Source organism: Photobacterium ganghwense, assembly GCF_017329545.1.
Lineage (GTDB): Bacteria > Pseudomonadota > Gammaproteobacteria > Enterobacterales > Vibrionaceae > Photobacterium > Photobacterium ganghwense.
Genome location: NZ_CP071325.1, coordinates 2,230,996 through 2,246,073 on the forward strand (window position 1 = coordinate 2,230,996; position 15,078 = coordinate 2,246,073).

General features: G+C 53.2%; 10 protein-coding genes and 1 pseudogene. 6 read left to right on the forward strand and 5 right to left on the reverse strand.

Going from position 1 to position 15,078, the window contains the following annotated elements; all coding sequences use genetic code 11:
* Positions 1-109: 109 nt before the first annotated feature.
* Entirely contained in the window at positions 110-2,653 is a 2,544-nt protein-coding gene (locus FH974_RS10145; RefSeq protein WP_340643628.1) for a DNA internalization-related competence protein ComEC/Rec2, read from the reverse strand.
* Positions 2,654-2,684: 31 nt separating this feature from the next.
* On the opposite strand from FH974_RS10145, the gene FH974_RS10150 reads away from it, so the two are divergent.
* Complete coding sequence (locus tag FH974_RS10150; RefSeq protein WP_047884117.1) at positions 2,685-3,203, forward strand: DUF2062 domain-containing protein; 519 nt, start codon at positions 2,685-2,687, stop codon at positions 3,201-3,203.
* Positions 3,204-3,656: 453 nt separating this feature from the next.
* Here FH974_RS10150 and lolE read toward each other — a convergent pair whose 3' ends face one another.
* The 3 genes from lolE to lolC are packed head-to-tail and all read right to left on the reverse strand — an operon-like array spanning position 3,657 to position 6,791.
* Positions 3,657-4,901 (reverse strand): lipoprotein-releasing ABC transporter permease subunit LolE, encoded by a 1,245-nt coding sequence (gene lolE / locus FH974_RS10155; protein ID WP_047884116.1) that lies wholly within the window; start codon positions 4,899-4,901, stop codon positions 3,657-3,659.
* Entirely contained in the window at positions 4,901-5,590 is a 690-nt protein-coding gene (gene lolD, locus FH974_RS10160) for a lipoprotein-releasing ABC transporter ATP-binding protein LolD (RefSeq protein WP_047884115.1), read from the reverse strand. Before lolD ends, lolE begins: the two co-directional genes overlap by 1 nt.
* Positions 5,583-6,791 carry a lipoprotein-releasing ABC transporter permease subunit LolC gene (gene lolC, locus FH974_RS10165; RefSeq protein ID WP_207103712.1) on the reverse strand — a complete coding sequence of 403 codons (1,209 nt, stop codon included), beginning with the start codon at positions 6,789-6,791 and terminating at the stop codon, positions 5,583-5,585. Before lolC ends, lolD begins: the two co-directional genes overlap by 8 nt.
* A gap of 191 nt (positions 6,792-6,982) precedes the next feature.
* Between lolC and FH974_RS10170 the strand changes: the two genes are divergently transcribed.
* The 5 genes and pseudogenes from FH974_RS10170 to bamJ all read left to right on the forward strand — a co-directional run bounded on the left by FH974_RS10170 (position 6,983) and on the right by bamJ (position 13,410).
* Complete coding sequence (locus tag FH974_RS10170) at positions 6,983-7,555, forward strand: PilZ domain-containing protein (protein ID WP_207103256.1); 573 nt, start codon at positions 6,983-6,985, stop codon at positions 7,553-7,555.
* Between the two features lie 5 nt (positions 7,556-7,560).
* A pseudogene (gene mfd / locus FH974_RS10175) lies at positions 7,561-11,012 on the forward strand (transcription-repair coupling factor).
* A gap of 29 nt (positions 11,013-11,041) precedes the next feature.
* Positions 11,042-11,872 carry a peptidoglycan binding protein CsiV gene (locus FH974_RS10180; RefSeq protein ID WP_207103257.1) on the forward strand — a complete coding sequence of 277 codons (831 nt, stop codon included), beginning with the start codon at positions 11,042-11,044 and terminating at the stop codon, positions 11,870-11,872.
* A gap of 261 nt (positions 11,873-12,133) precedes the next feature.
* A complete protein-coding gene (locus tag FH974_RS10185) occupies positions 12,134-12,724 on the forward strand; it encodes a GNAT family N-acetyltransferase (RefSeq protein WP_047884112.1) in 591 nt (196 codons plus the stop codon).
* Between the two features lie 212 nt (positions 12,725-12,936).
* On the forward strand, positions 12,937-13,410 hold the full coding sequence (bamJ, locus tag FH974_RS10190) for a BamJ family beta-barrel-assembly machinery protein (RefSeq protein ID WP_047884111.1): 474 nt from the start codon (positions 12,937-12,939) through the stop codon (positions 13,408-13,410).
* A gap of 277 nt (positions 13,411-13,687) precedes the next feature.
* Here bamJ and FH974_RS10195 read toward each other — a convergent pair whose 3' ends face one another.
* The gene (locus tag FH974_RS10195; RefSeq protein WP_047884110.1) at positions 13,688-14,977 is read right to left on the reverse strand and encodes an NAD(P)/FAD-dependent oxidoreductase; all 1,290 of its coding nucleotides are present in this window, start codon (positions 14,975-14,977) and stop codon (positions 13,688-13,690) included.
* Positions 14,978-15,078 lie beyond the last annotated feature (101 nt).

Consider the following 15,078-nt stretch of genomic DNA (forward strand, 5'->3'; position numbering starts at 1 on the left):
ACCAAATAAGTTAACAATTCTCATCACGAAACCGGTTGTTTTTCAAACAAAGCGGTTTATACCGCCAGTGAATTACAGGAAACCATCATGTCAGCGCTAAACGCTTTTCTTAGTTCTCTACGCTGCTGTCTACCGGGCTGACTATCGGGTTCTCAGGACGAAACCAGGCCGCTTTGCGATCCTGTCGGTACCGTTCAACTTTGATACCATCAGCGGACATGGTCAATGTCACTTGTCCGGTCTCTGCCGTCGACAACCAGGGAATCCCCTGCGCCAGATATCGCTGCCGGATACTTGCGGAGGGTAACTGCCAGGGATTGAATCGTGCAACAGACACCAAAGCATACTCCGGCGACATGGCTGACAACCAGGTGGCTGTCGAAGACGTTTGGCTGCCGTGATGCGGCACCAGCAAGATATCCGGCTGGAGATCAGGCTCCAGACGCGTCAGTAACAACTCTGATATCGCATCAATGTCACCGGTCAGCAACACCGTCACTGGAGCTCGATCACCGTTGACCCCTGTAGGGTCAGTGATTGCAACCACGCAAGAGTGCGGATTGGCCGCGCGTGCGACCTGTTTAGGTGGCCACACAGCACGAAATATTAGTCCCTGCCACTGCCATTGCTGCCCCCGTACACACGGCATAAACCCCGGGCGAACATCACTGCTGCGCCGCCACACCGGCTTAAACCGTTCAATCACATAGTCGGTGCCCCCGGCGTGATCACTGTCGGCATGGCTGAGAATAAGCCCGTCCAGCTGAAATATCCCGCGCCGATGCAGCACAGGTTCAATCACTGAACTGGCAATACTCCCCTGTGGCCAACGGTTGCCTGTGTCATAAAGCACCGCGCGACCATTACGCTCTATCACAACCGCCAGGCCGTGTCCGACATCCAGCAGGTCCACGGTCCAAGGCATGGACATGGGCATGGACGTTGACTGCTGTTGTCGTTCAATTGACATCGGCTGTTCCACCAACAGCCCTGCCGACTGTTGAACCTCAAACGGAGTGAATAACTCAGGTACGAATGGCAAGCGCGCCGCATTCCCCCACAGCAAGACAAGCAACACCCCAGATAGCAGCAACGCTGGGAAGCGCTTCCACGGCAACAACCAGAATGCGATGGCCAGCGCAGTAACGCCGATAATCACCGGTCCGCCGTTCAGACTGACAGGCCACCAGGTTCCCTGACTGAAACGGGCAATAAACAGTGCCGGTTCCAAACTCCGGTCAGCCAGCACCCACAGCCATGCTGCTCCCGCTGGCCAGAACGACAGTAATAATGCCAGCAAAACCAGTGGCACTGTCACCATGCTTACCCAAGGCACCACCAGAAAGTTGACTAATGGCGCCAGTGGAGCAAAGCCGCCAAACCCGACCCACTGAACCGGCAACATCAGACACAACAACGCCGCCTGCATCAGTGCAAGGCTGACGAGTTTTTCACGCCATTGCTGCCACCCGGTTTGTCCGGCGCGTTGCTGGGGCCGGATTCCGCTGGCGGCGGCCAGTAAAATCACCAGCACCGCGATAAATGATAACCAAAAGCCCATGGCATAACTGGCCAACGGATTGATTGCCAGACTAACCGCAAACACCACCAGCAGAATATGCCAGCCAGACCATACAATAGCCTGGCGCAACAATAGCAAAACCATACTACTCATCAGCAATGCGCGAACCGTGGGATGGCTGAATCCGGCCAGCCACGCATATAACAGCCCGGCGAGCAGACCCAGCCAGATTGGTAACCACTGCCAGACAGCATGGTCCGGCAACACGCCGCGCAGCCGTCGTCCAATGCCCCAGCCGCACAGCACCGCCAGACCAATATGCAAACCAGAGATCGCCATCAGGTGCGCCAGCCCGCTATCTCTCAGCAGTGCCCACTCCGAATCCCCGAGCAAATCCCGATAACCAAAACTCAATGCCAGCAAATAGGGCTGATGCTCCAGCACTTGAGTGCGCTTCAACGCCTGCTCAAAGGCCAATTGCCGCCACCGAGACAGGGTATCTGTATTATCTTTAAGGCGATGGCCGCCAACGACGATGCCGGTTCCGTGAAGACCCTGACCAACAAAGTGGCGTTCTTTGTCATAACCCGCACTGTTTACCCGCCCGGCAGGTGGCCGAAGACGAACTTCCAGTTGCCACAGTTCACCAGGCCGCAATTCGGGAAGTGGTTCAGCCGATGTTACTGCAACCGGCCAGCGTAGTTGCAGGCGCAGCGTCTTAGGCTGATACACTGCACTATCATGCACAGGCCGTGTTGGTGACGGCTCAGCGACGGATGCCGTGCTCGCTGGATTCAGCGTAAAATCAGGGTTACGACGCCATGTTTCAGACGAAACAAATTCGAACACTGTATTGTTTTTACGAACATTTAAAAGGCTGCGAACTTCACCAACTATGATAATATTCCCAGCCTCTACAGCGGAAAATTGAACTTTCTTGAGGTAGCTGGTGGCGGAAACATTCGCCAAAAGTGCACCGAATGCGACATAGATCAAAAGATTCAGTCGAAAATAGGCACACACTAGCCCGCCTATCAGACACAGTGTCATAGTTGCATGGTAACTTGGCAATGCTGGCCAGAAATGCAACGAAAGAAGTCCGATTGCCATAGCGGCTGCGCCTTGCAACATATCAAGTCAGCCTTGGAAAAAAAGAACGACAATGCCCAGACAAGTAATCAAACGAATGATGCCGAGCCATGAGGTGATTAAGCGGCAAAAAGCGCTGAAAATCTTTGGCAACGTGCTCTATAACCCTAACCTGTGGTGTCTGAACCGCCGCTCGGCCTCTGGGGCCTTTGCTGTCGGTTTGTTTATGGCATTTGTTCCTCTTCCCAGTCAGATGATTATGGCTGCAGGCCTGGCTATCCTTTTTAGCGTTAACCTCCCTTTGTCGGTCTGTCTTGTATGGGTGAGTAACCCGATAACCATGCCGGTTCTGTTCTACGGCGCTTACAAAATTGGCGCCTGGCTGCTGAATACCCCCCATCAGTCGTTCCATTTTGAACTGTCGTGGGATTTCCTGATGAGTCAGATGAACCAGATTGGACCTCCTTTCCTGCTCGGCTGCATGATTTGCGGCGTAGGATGTGCGTTGGTTGGTTACTTCGGCATTCGTGGCTTGTGGCGTTACTCGGTAGTGCGCAGCTGGCAGAAACGTAAATTCCGGGTATTACGTTAAAAGCGCCCGATTAAAACTGTACAAGCGATATGTGCAAATAAAAAAACCTCGCCGATGCGAGGTTTTTTTATGCTGCGCGCCATGATCAAATCAATGCTTTCCCGACCAGCTGATTCATCACCGGAATCCACACTACGAAAAACCGGTCAGCCGCACTGGCATTCACGAAATTTTGCATGGCGGCTCTCACTTTCTTTGATGCTCTCAGTACTCTCCACAGATAACTGATTTCAGCCTACGCGTCTGGTTACGGTTCACGCTGATGATTTTAATGAGTAGCCCTAGTCTGTACAGACTGAGAATACAAAACAACAAGGCCGGACTGCTACCAGTCCGGCCTTGGTTAATCGAGCCCATTGAGTGAGAAAGAAATCAGCTCATGCCTTTTAGAGGCAATGTCAGCAGAATCACTTCCAGTGCCATCAATAACAGATAGCCACTCCAGGTTTTCGCTTACTTCGCACTCAGTACTGTGGCCGGGTGCAGGCGGCTTGCCCGTCGCGCGGGATACCAGGTAGCCATAAAACTCAGTGCTACCGCCGTTAGGGTTACCAGCATGACATCAGAGAACGCCAGCTGAGTTGGCAGAAAGTCGACGAAATAGATATCGCCTGACAGGAACTGGTGGCCAATTATCCCTTCCAGCTGCCTGACCATCGCTGTGAGATTAACTGCCACCAGCGATCCCAACACCGAACCAGCGAGACTGCCGACCACTCCGGACAGAATACCGTGCCAGACAAAGATCGAGCGCACCAGACGATCATTCGCCCCCATGGTGCGTAAAATCGCAATATCTGCCGCCCGGTCTTTTACCGCCATCATCAGTGTCGACACTATGTTAAAACACGCCACTCCGATCACCAGTACCATCACCAGATACATAATGGTGCGTACCATCTGAATATCGCGGTACAAATAGCCGTATTTCTGATTCCAGCTTTTCAGGTACACATACACCGGCAGGGTGTAGCCCACCTCCCGCACAATGTGCTGAGCATCCAACACCTCATCGACATTCAGCTCAATCCCGGTGATCCCGGTGCCCATTGACAGGTACTCCTGCGCATCAGCCAGTGGTACCAGCGCAAAGTTATGGTCAATCTGACCCGCCAGAGCAAGCAGTCCCGAAACCTGCAGACGAATCCGGTGTGGTGCCTTCAGGCGAGCTTCCGGATCAGGATTAGGGATCATCGCCGTGATCCAGTCACCGACTTCAATCCCCAGTTTGTCTGCAACCCCCTGCCCCAGAATCACCTGCTGCTTGCCGGATTCCAGGCGTTCCCAGGCACCGTCTTTCACATAGGACGGCAAGGCACTGACCTTCGGTTGCATCGTCGGATCCACACCGCGCACTTCCACGGCTTTCAGGCTGCTGCCTTTCTCAAGCAGCGCCGTAAACTGGATATAGGGCGCAGCAGCCGTCACCCGAGGGTGTTCTTCAACCTTGGCCAGAATCGGCTGCCAGTCAACAAACGGGGGTTTCACGGCTTCCAGCTCGCCGTGAGGGATCACAGACAGCACCCGGTTTTGCAGCTCACGCTCAAAACCGTTCATGGCCGACAGACCAATAATGATCACCGCCACGCCGACCGCAATGCCCAGCGTCGATGAAATGGAGATAAACGACACCATCCGGTTACGCTGACGAGCGCGACTGAAACGGCTGCCAATAAATAACGAAAGCGGGTTGAACATCAGGCTACCTCAACATCCACCAGTTCACCGTCCTGCATGTGCATGCAACGATCCAGCTTACCAGCTAACTCATTGTCGTGAGTCACCACCAGAAACGCTGTCCCTGATTCTTTGTTCAGACGACGCATCAAATCGTAAATTTCCAGTGCCGTTTTGTGGTCCAGATTGCCGGTTGGCTCATCCGCCAAAACCAGCGACGGCTTGTTAACCAGTGCTCGGGCAATGGCAACACGCTGGCGTTCGCCCCCGCTCAACTCGGAAGGTCGGTGTTCCAGACGGTGAGACAATCCCACCAGCTCCAGAATCTGATTAGCCTGCTCTCTGGCACTGGCTGGTGATACCCCACCAATCAACAGCGGCATGGCCACGTTTTCCACCGCGCTGAAATCTGCCAGCAAGTGATGGAACTGGTACACAAAGCCGATTTCCTGATTTCGCAGCTTGGCTTGCTTGTTGGCGCTCAGCGTATTGAGCTGCTGCCCTTTAAAATACACATCGCCCGCACTGGGTTCATCCAGCGCGCCCAACAGATGAAGCAGCGTACTTTTACCGGAACCCGACGCACCGACAATGCCGACAAGCTCCCCGGCTTTCAGAGTAAATCCGACGCCTTTCAGTACTTCGGTTTCCAGCTGGGCTTCACGGTAGACCTTACGAAGATCCTGACAAACTAATAACGGATTACTCATAACGAAGTGCCTCAGCAGGACGTACCAATGCCGCCCGGTAAGAAGGAAAAACAGTTGCCAGCAGACTCAGCAGAATAGCACCGACAATCACAACAAGAATTTGTAAAGGTTCGATCACCACTGGCAGATGGCCGCCGGTAGTGATGAAGTTGACCCCGAAGAAGGACATCAGGGTATTGAGGTTAGATGCCAGCAGTGTGCCCAGAATACCGCCAAACAGCGCGCCAATGACACCGCTGCTGGCGCCCTGAACCATAAAGACCATCAGAACCTGATTGCTGGTCATGCCCTGGGTTTTCAGAATGGCCACTTCGGCCTGTTTCTCCATGACCACCATAATCAGCGCAGAGATGATGTTAAACGCCGCGACCCCGATGATCAGCCCCAGCATTAGTCCCATCATGTTCTTTTCCATTTTAACGGCCTGAAACAGCTCACCGCGTTGCTCGCGCCAGTCAGACCACTGCAGGTCATCCGGCAGCGCACGGGTCGCCAGTTCAGACACCACAAACGGGTCATCAACAAACAAACGCCAGCCGCTAATCTCGCCTGGCTTCAGCCGTAACAAACGTCCAGCATCATCAATGTGCGTCAGCACCATCTGGTTATCGACGTCGGAGCCGGTATTGTAAACCCCGGCGACCTCGAAATTACGTTGGCTCGGAATACGGCCCAGTGGCGTATACTGGCTGGCACTGGTCACCATCAGGCGCACTTTGTCACCGACATCAACGCCGAGCTGCATGGCAAGCCCCTGCCCCAGAATCACCTTGTAGCTGCCGGATTCCAGCTCAGCCAGATCACCCCGAACCACGTAATAACTAATCGGCTCGAAGCCTTTCGGATCGACACCCAGCACCATACCTGCAGCCAGCGAACGGGCACTTTGCAGCACCGCTTCACTGCGGGTCAGAGGCGTAACCACACCGACATGCGGTATCGTCGTCAGGGCTTCGGGAGGCTGTGCGGTCCGGGTCAGGTGGCCAGCCGGTGACGATATCACCGCCTGCGGCATCACACCCAGAATGCGCTCTTTGAGCTGCTGCTCAAAACCATTCATCACTGAAAGCACGGTCACCAATGACAGGACACCTATCGTGATGCCTGCGGTAGACATATAGGATACAAACCGACTGAAACGATCGCCTGAGCGACCCCGGAGATAGCGCAATCCTATAAAAAACGAAACGGGATGAAACATATGAGTAAAGAAGAAACCATCCGGAATAATACTGCCAGCAAGCATACCTGTTGCAGCGCATGATTACCAACGAAGCGGGTAAAACTAATGTAAAAACAGGAGCTAAAAACGTCACTCTCTCAGAAGCTGACTTGCCCCAGACCGGCAGCTAAGTGATAATCGAAGAATAGTTAATGAAATGCGAGTGCGACATGAACCAGGACGAATATTTTTCAGTCCATGCAGGGTTAACCATTAATGTAGAGCCCCTGTCCCCCAATGAGGCGGTACCGGACGAAACACACTTTTCGCAGGAAATCCCGCCACTGTTTCGTGTCGCCAGTGAATGCAGCGGATTAGACGATAACCTTGATCGCACGCTGTCGCAGTTTAATAAAGAGCAGTATCAGGCACTGACCCAGTACCTGGCCGCCCAAAACAGCAAAATCAACCTGCTCCTGTCGTACGTACTGTCGCAGCAGAATGACCCGGTATTTCGCTACACCACCACGACCTTCGGGGCCAGCCGTCTATCTTATTCCTCCGCCCAGCCTTTAACGCCGGGTCAGGCTGTTCGCCTTAAACTCTTTTTGGAACAACCGGCAGCGGCCGTCTATGCCTATGCTGAAGTCTGTGAATGCCAAGCTCTGGATCAGCAGTATGATATCTCGCTGCGCTATACGCGCCTTCAGGAAGAAGACCGCGATCTGCTGATACGGGCAGCCCTGTATTTCCAACAAAAAATTCTGCGCCAGCGCGCGCAACAGCGCTCAGATAATTCGTAATCATGATGAAATCACAATCCATACTGTCATTACCTTTACCCGCTCAGCCCGGCGATAACCGTTACATCGGCAATGTTTCCGGCGCCGCGCTGGCTCTGTCAGTCGCAGAGCTGACTCAGGATCACCGTGGTGCTATTCTGGCCGTAGTACCAGATACCCAGACTGCCTTGCGGCTTCAGCCGGAAATCAGCCAGTTTACCCACGCGGAGGTCAGCGTATTCCCGGACTGGGAGACCCTGCCATACGATAACTTCTCGCCGCATCAGGACATTATTTCCGACCGGCTGTCACGCCTGTATGCCCTGCCCACCCAGAAATCAGGGGTGGTATGCCAATCAGCACCCTGCTGCAGCGTCTGACACCTCAGTCTTTCATACGTCAGCATGCACTGATGGTATCGAAAGGCGATCGGTTATCACTCGAAAAACTGCGTCTGCAACTGGAAACGTCCGGTTACCGCCATGTGGATCAGGTGATGGAACACGGCGAATACGCCAGCCGTGGTTCCTTGCTGGATCTGTTCCCTATGGGCAGTGACCAGCCTTACCGGATTGATTTTTTCGATGATGAAGTGGACTCGATCCGTCAGTTCGAACCGGAAACCCAGCGTTCAACCGGTGAAATTGAGCAGATTCGTCTGTTACCTGCACACGAATTCCCGACTGACGAGTTGGCAATCGAAAACTTCCGGATGCGCTGGCGCGAACGATTTGAAGCTCGCCGTGAGCCCGAATCGATCTACCAGCAAGTCAGCAAACGTACCTGGCCGGCCGGTATCGAGTACTGGCAACCCCTGTTTTTTGACCAGACCGAAACCTTGTTTGACTACCTGCCGGACAACAGCCTGCTGATCACCATCGGTGAACTGGAGCCTGCAGTTGACCAGTTTCTCAAAGATGCCGAGTACCGCTACGATCAGCGCCGGGTCGACCCACTGCGCCCGCTTCTGCCGCCGAGTGAACTGTGGCTGGCAAAAGACGAGCTGTTTGCCAAGTTTAAAACGCTACCGCAAATCCGCTTCCGCCGTGACGCGGAGCCGGAAAAAGCCGGTCGGTTTAACCCGGCACTGCGCCCGGTTCCAGCCCTGACAATCAACCACCAGTTGAAAGAGCCACTGGCAGAGTTACGCCGATTTATTGAAAGCTTTACCGGCAAAATTATTTTCTCCGTGGCCTCAGAAGGTCGACGCGAGGCCCTGCTGGATCTGCTGGCACGCATCAAACTCCGGCCAATGGTGTGCTCATCTCTGAGCGAAGCTATTGAGGCTCCCGGCCAGTTCAGCCTGATCATTGGCGCTGCCGAACAAGGCTTTATCCTGGATGAGCCGTCTGTGGCGTTAATCTGCGAAAGCGATCTGCTGGGCGAACGTGTCGTACAGAAACGCCGCCGGGAAGATAAAAAGATCGTCAACACTGACACCATTATCCGTAACCTGGCTGAGCTGCAAATCGGCCAGCCGGTGGTACATATCGATCACGGCATCGGCCGTTATCAGGGCCTGCAAACCCTGGAAGCCGGAGGGATCACCACTGAATACGTCACCCTTGAATACCAGGGCGGGGCAAAACTGTATGTACCCGTAGCATCACTGCACTTGATCAGCCGCTACTCCGGTGGGGCCGAAGAAAGTGCGCCGATTCACAAACTGGGGGGTGAAGCCTGGGCCAAAGCGCGTAAGAAAGCCGCTGAAAAAGTCCGAGATGTGGCGGCAGAGCTACTGGATGTTTACGCCAAGCGCGAGCTCAAACCCGGCTTTAAATTCAAACTGGATCGGGAAGCATACGCAGACTTCTGCACCGGATTCCCGTTCGAAGAAACCCATGATCAGGCGCTGGCCATTAACGCGGTTTTGTCTGATATGTGCCAGGCCAAAGCCATGGATCGTCTGGTGTGTGGTGATGTGGGCTTTGGTAAAACCGAAGTGGCCATGCGTGCGGCTTTTGTGGCTGTTGATAACAGCAAGCAGGTCACGGTTCTGGTTCCGACCACCTTGCTGGCACAGCAGCACTTTGAAAACTTCCGCGATCGCTTCGCGAATACCCCGGTTCGGGTCGAAGTCTTGTCACGGTTTAAAACCGCGAAAGAACAGAAGCAGATCCTGGCTGACGTGGCCGAAGGCAAAATTGATATCCTGATTGGTACCCATAAGCTACTTAATGCCGAAGTGCGTTACCACGATCTCGGCCTGTTGATCGTCGATGAAGAGCACCGTTTCGGGGTTCGCCAGAAAGAGAAACTGAAAGCGCTGCGGGCCGATGTCGACATTCTGACCCTTACGGCTACGCCAATTCCGCGTACCCTGAATATGGCCATGAGCGGCATGCGGGATCTGTCAATCATCGCCACTCCGCCCGCCCGTCGTCTGGCAATTAAGACCTTTGTTCGTGAAAAAGACGAAACGCTGGTTCGTGAAGCAGTGTTGCGTGAGGTAATGCGCGGTGGTCAGGTTTACTTCCTGCATAACGACGTTGATTCTATTGAAAAAACAACCGAAGAGCTGAGCCAGCTGATCCCCGAAGCGCGCATCACTTTCGCTCATGGCCAGATGCGCGAGCGTGAGCTGGAAAAAATCATGAGTGATTTTTACCACCAGCGCTATAACCTGCTGGTGTGTACCACCATTATTGAAACCGGTATCGACGTTCCGACAGCCAACACTATTATCATAAACCGGGCAGATCACCTGGGTCTGGCACAGCTCCACCAGCTGCGCGGACGTGTCGGCCGTTCTCACCATCAGGCCTATGCTTACCTGTTAACACCGCATCCGAAGCGAATGACCAAAGATGCCGTCAAACGCCTTGATGCCATCGCTTCGCTGGAAGATCTGGGCGCGGGCTTCACGCTGGCGACCCACGATCTGGAGATTCGTGGTGCCGGCGAACTGCTGGGCGACGAACAAAGCGGTCAGATCCAGTCGGTCGGCTTTACCTTGTTTATGGAGATGCTGGAGCAAGCTGTCGAAGCCCTGAAAGAGGGTAAAGAGCCATCGCTTGATGACTTGCTGCGCCAGCAAACGGAAATCGAGCTGCGCCTGCCCGCCTTGCTGCCGGATGACTTTATCCCGGATATCAATACGCGTCTGTCGTTGTACAAGCGTATTGCCAGCGCCGACAGTATCGAGCAGCTCGATGAATTGAAAGTTGAACTGATTGACCGCTTCGGCCTGCTGCCTGAGCCGACCAAGAACCTGCTGACCCTCAATAAACTCAAGCTCAAAGCAGCAAGTGTCGGGGTTCGCCGAATCGAGGCCGGCGAAAAAGGCGGATTTATCGAGTTCAACCCGAATGCCACGATTGATCCAGGCTTCCTGGTCAGTCTGCTGCAATCGCAGCCACAGCACTTCAGAATGGAAGGGCCGACCAAGCTAAAAGTAACGGCACCAATGAGCGACAGAAAAGACCGCATGGAGTACGTCGACGGTCTGATAACAAAACTCGCCGAAAACACAATGTAAATTTAGGCACAATTGTGCGGAGTAATCACTTGAAAAACTTGTTCTTTTTTTTGTTGGTTGTGCTGAGCGGGTCGAGCCTGGCACAACAATTTGATGTGGAAGTTATTGTCTTTAAACGCAATATTGCGCCGGAAAAAGTCGGGGAATCGTGGCCGAATCAGCTACCTCCCCTCAACCTGGATGATGCTATCCGTGTGACGACGGCCAGCGCCAACGAGGACATCGGCAGCGAAAATACCACGGCACAGCTTCAGGCCAGAGGGATAAACCTGATGCCTGCCGAACAATTTCAGCTAAACACACAGTACGAAGCCCTGAAAAACCACGCTGGTTTCACGCCTCTGGCGCATATCGGCTGGCGCCAGAATAGCCTGGATCGGGATGTGTCCCCTCAGATCCGTATTACCGGCGGACAGGATTATACCGGCCGCTTTTTGAAAAACGGTGCCCCGGTACAACAGTCCGGTATGGACGTGACAACGGATAACCCTGACGCTACGACTGCTCCTAAAGATGCTCTCTTCGAGCTGGACGGGATGATTCGCCTGTATGTCCAAACGACCCCATTGGTGGATACTACGTTCGACCTGCGCGAACCACACCGCCGGGAAAGGGTCATTGGGACGGACATTGCGGATGATGAGCATGAGACAGCCATCGAAGAGGATAACCACCAAGATTCCGGACAGGAAGAAAGCACGGTGCAATTTGGCCATCTTCAGGAAGTGAAAAAACAGGTACAGGTGGATGAATTTTTGAAGGCTTACCGTCTGGAGCAGACTCGCAAGCTGAGCAATAACGAGGTGCACTACATCGACCACCCGCTCATGGGGCTGCTGATTCAGGTACGAAGTCTTTAGGGATACGGGCTTTTGCTAATGAAATTAGCATCACCTCTATACACTATTTGAGGCTGCCCATTGGCAGCCTTTTTCTTTCCAGCCACGTTATTTTATCCACCCGCCAGCGCTCCTTTTCAACGCTTTCTTTTGGCACGTGATCGCCTCCCCCTTTGGCCGGAAAATTCCCCTAAGCACTTAGCAAAAAAAGAAAAACTCGCTGAGTACATCAACTTGAGGTAACTTTGCTATAAGTGATCACAACGGACGACAGGAGAACAGATGAAATCAGATTTTGCGCTTACTACGCCTCGCCTGTACCTGCGTCCCTATAAAAATGCGGATCTGCTGGATTTGGTCGATGCGGTTCGCGAGTCTACCGCCAGCCTTAGCCCCTGGCTGACTTGGTGCACGCCGGATTACAACCAGCACGATGCTCACAGCTGGATTCATGCCAGCGCCCAAAACTGGCTCTATGATGTCAGCTATGAGTTTGCGGTTTTTTCCCGGCACAACGACGCCTTTTGCGGCAGCGTTTCTCTCAATAACCTGTCCAGCCTGGTAAATTCTGCTGAGCTGGGTTACTGGATACGCAGTCAGACTCAACGTCAGGGCATCGCCACTGAAGCCTGCCTGGTCGTCTCCCGTTTTGCTTTTGAACAACTGGGACTCACCCGGCTGGAAATCGTGACCCATACCGGTAACCTGGCCAGTCAGCGGACGGCACTAGCCTGCCATGCCAAATTCGAATGTACGGCCAGAAACAGAATTATGATGCATACTCAACCCATCGACGGAATTTTATTTTCGCTGATCCCATCTGATTTAGCGTCGGCCAAGATTCCTTCGGCACTAAAAGTTTCGCAGCCATAAACCGTGCAGTAACCACACCGGTAAGCCAACTATCTCGTTTGTACTGCTCTGTCTGACATCGTGAGGCCTCTGCCTGCCTCAAAGAAGGACTTGGGCAGATTCACACGCTTTAATATCAGGCTTTTCCGGGTTACAACGCTTTGTTACTATGCCTTTTTATGGCTTTTTCAGACACAACGCCTGCACTTTCAGGCAGCGATTGAGGACGTAACGTGTTTAAAATTATCATTACTATTGCCATTATCGGCCTGGTCATTTTCTTTATGCAGCGCACCTACAGCAACAAACAAGCCGCAGCAGAGAACGTCACGATCGGGGAAGCCTTCCTGGCCGAAAACCAAACCAAAGAAGGGGTGAAAACCACAGATTCCGGGTTGCAGTACCTGGTACTTAAAGAAGGCACAGGCACTGTTCACCCGAAAGCCACCGATAAAGTGACTGTGCACTACCACGGTACGCTGATTGACGGCACTGTATTCGACAGCTCGGTAGAGCGCGGCGAAACCATTCAGTTCGGTCTGAACCAAGTGATTAAAGGCTGGACAGAAGGCCTGCAACTGATGGTTGAAGGAGAGAAAGCCCGCTTCTTTATTCCGGCGGATCTGGCTTACGGCAACCGTGCCATTGGTAAAATTCCGGCAGGCTCTGTGCTTATTTTTGATGTCGAGCTGTTCAAAATTAACTGATATCTGAACCAGTCAAGGAACGCTATTTGCCTCTTTTTGCCAACCTGCGCGCTAATCCAGCAGGTTTCTGCTGACTTTAGGCTATTCTGCTTCCGACATAAAAAAACCGCCGTTCTGTACCAGACGGCGGTTTTTATTTTGGCTTAGTCGTTTTTGCAAAGCTTGTCGGGGTGCCACGTGTCGCGAGTTCAGCATTGTCGCTAACCGGCTACTCCACCACTGAAAATGCTAAGATCAGTACGTATCGCTCAATACCTTACGCTCTGCACAGTTTCGATCAGTGCAGTTTCAGGTTCGGACGCAGCACACGGTTGATGCGGCCAACCAGCATCATCAGACCCGTTTTAATCACGCCATGCAGCGCGATTTGGTGCATGCGGTACAGCGAAATATACACGACACGAGCGATACGCCCCTCGACCATCATCGAACCTTTGGTCAGGTTACCCATCAGGCTACCAACCGTCGAGAAACGACTCAGTGAGACCAGCGAGCCATGATCGCTATACACATAAGGCTTCTGATCGCGGTTAGTAATTTTCGCCACGATGTTCGAGAAACAACGGCTTGCCATCTGGTGAGCAGCCTGAGCACGCGGCGGTACAAAGCTGCCGTCTTCCTGCGCACAAGAAGCCAGGTCACCGATCACGTAAATATCTTCATCACGGGTAGTTTGCAATGTTGGTTTCACTACCAGCTGATTAATGCGGTTTGTTTCCAGACCGGCAATATCTTTCATGAAATCCGGCGCCTTAATACCGGCAGCCCATACCATGATTTGAGCAGGAATGTGCTCGCCGTTCTTGGTGGTCAGGCCGGTACTGTCTGCTTTCGTCACCATAGTGGCAGTACGTACATTCACACCCAACTTAGTCAGTTCACTGTGCGCCGCTGCAGAAATGCGAGGTGGCAGTGCAGGCAGAATACGCTCACCCGCTTCGACCAGGTTAACGTTCAGACGAGAGCTGTCCAGATCCCCAAAGCCGTAGTTACGCAGCTCTTTCACTGCATTGTGCAGCTCTGCAGACAGCTCAACACCGGTTGCACCCGCCCCGACAATAGCAATATCAACAGATTTCTGGTCTTTATTGGCATGCAGTTTCAGGAACTGGTTGTTCATTTCCGTACGGAAACGATGTGCCTGCTCCGGGCTGTCCAGGAAGATACAGTGTTCACGCACACCTGGGGTATTGAAGTCATTGGACGTCGAGCCAATCGCCAGCACCAGAATGTCGTATTCCAGCTCACGTTCCGGCATCAGCAGTTCATCGTGCTCATCATATAGTGCTTCCAGCTTGACCACTTTACGCTCGCGATCGATATCCTGCAGGCTGCCCATCTGGAAATCAAAGCTGTGGTTTTTAGCATGAGCACGGTAGCTCAGGGCATCGACCCCGGCGTCCATCGAGCCAGTCGCCACTTCGTGCAACAAAGGTTTCCACAGGTGGCTGGCTTTACGGTCGACTAAGGTGACCTGCGCACGGCCCTTACGTCCGAGCGTACGGCCTAGCTTGGTTGCTAACTCCAGGCCACCGGCACCACCGCCAACTACGATAATTCGCGTCACAATAACTTCCTCTTAACTTGTAAAAATTATGGTTCAGCGCCTTAACATCACATTTCATCCTTAAAGAGAGATGCTAATGCGCTGGCTAGCTGATAAATATC

Coding starts and splice junctions, on each gene's coding strand:
- FH974_RS10145 (WP_340643628.1), bottom strand. CDS start 2,653: ATGTTGCAAGGCGCAGCCGCTATGGCAATCGGACTTCTTTCGTTGCAT.
- FH974_RS10150 (WP_047884117.1), top strand. CDS start 2,685: ATGCCCAGACAAGTAATCAAACGAATGATGCCGAGCCATGAGGTGATT.
- lolE (WP_047884116.1), bottom strand. CDS start 4,901: ATGTTCAACCCGCTTTCGTTATTTATTGGCAGCCGTTTCAGTCGCGCT.
- lolD (WP_047884115.1), bottom strand. CDS start 5,590: ATGAGTAATCCGTTATTAGTTTGTCAGGATCTTCGTAAGGTCTACCGT.
- lolC (WP_207103712.1), bottom strand. CDS start 6,791: ATGTTTCATCCCGTTTCGTTTTTTATAGGATTGCGCTATCTCCGGGGT.
- FH974_RS10170 (WP_207103256.1), top strand. CDS start 6,983: ATGAACCAGGACGAATATTTTTCAGTCCATGCAGGGTTAACCATTAAT.
- FH974_RS10185 (WP_047884112.1), top strand. CDS start 12,134: ATGAAATCAGATTTTGCGCTTACTACGCCTCGCCTGTACCTGCGTCCC.